1 protein-coding gene is annotated in these 1,189 nt (G+C 43.7%); it reads left to right on the top strand.

Annotated features, from left to right (window positions below):
• Nucleotide 1 precedes the first annotated feature (1 nt).
• Complete coding sequence (gene tuf, locus ACFINU_RS09940; RefSeq protein ID WP_012755022.1) at nucleotides 2-1,177, top strand: elongation factor Tu; 1,176 nt, start codon at nucleotides 2-4, stop codon at nucleotides 1,175-1,177.
• The last annotated feature ends 12 nt before the right edge of the window (nucleotides 1,178-1,189 follow it).

A 1,189-nucleotide genomic window follows, 5' to 3' on the forward strand; every position in this document is an offset into this window, starting at 1 on the left:
AATGGCGAAGAGCAAGTTTGAACGAACAAAACCGCATGTTAATATTGGTACGATTGGTCACGTTGATCATGGGAAGACCTCGTTGACAGCAGCGATTACGAAATATTTTGGTGAATTTAAAGCTTATGACCAAATTGACGCTGCGCCAGAGGAACGCGCACGTGGAATTACTATTTCTACAGCACACGTTGAGTATGAAACGGAAAATCGTCACTATGCGCACGTTGATTGTCCAGGACACGCTGATTATGTGAAAAACATGATCACAGGGGCAGCACAGATGGATGGTGCTATTTTGGTTGTTTCAGCAGCTGATGGCCCAATGCCTCAGACACGTGAGCATATTTTGCTTGCACGTCAGGTTGGTGTTCCAGCAATTGTTGTTTTTCTTAATAAAGTTGATCAGGTTGATGATGCAGAACTTTTGGAGCTTGTGGAGCTTGAGGTTCGGGAACTTTTATCCAAATATGATTTTCCAGGCGATGATATACCAATTGTTAAGGGTTCTGCGTTGGCAGCCCTTGAGGATAAGGATAAAAGCATTGGTGAAGATGCTGTTCGTCTTTTAATGAGTGAAGTTGATAATTATATTCCAACCCCTGAACGTCCTGTTGATCAACCATTTTTGATGCCGATAGAGGATGTATTTTCGATTTCGGGTCGTGGAACCGTTGTTACGGGTCGTGTTGAGCGTGGTGTTATTAAAGTTGGAGAGGAAATCGAGATTATCGGTATTCGTCCAACGTCTAAGACGACGGTTACAGGCGTTGAAATGTTCCGCAAGCTTTTGGATCAAGGTCAAGCGGGTGATAATATAGGAGCTCTGCTACGTGGTGTTGACCGTGAAGGGATTGAGCGTGGTCAAGTATTGGCAAAGCCAGGATCCGTTACACCTCATACACGATTTAAAGCAGAAGCTTACATTTTGACAAAAGATGAAGGTGGACGTCATACACCATTTTTCACGAATTATCGCCCTCAGTTTTACTTCCGCACGACGGATGTTACAGGTATTGTTACGCTTCCAGAAGGAACGGAAATGGTTATGCCAGGTGACAATGTTGCGATGGATGTTTCGTTGATCGTTCCGATAGCGATGGAAGAGAAACTTCGTTTTGCTATTCGTGAAGGTGGTCGTACTGTTGGTGCCGGTATCGTCTCTAAGATCATTGAATAAATAATGCTTGTT

It is taken from the genome of Bartonella sp. AC130YNZD, assembly GCF_042196865.1.
Lineage (GTDB): Bacteria > Pseudomonadota > Alphaproteobacteria > Rhizobiales > Rhizobiaceae > Bartonella.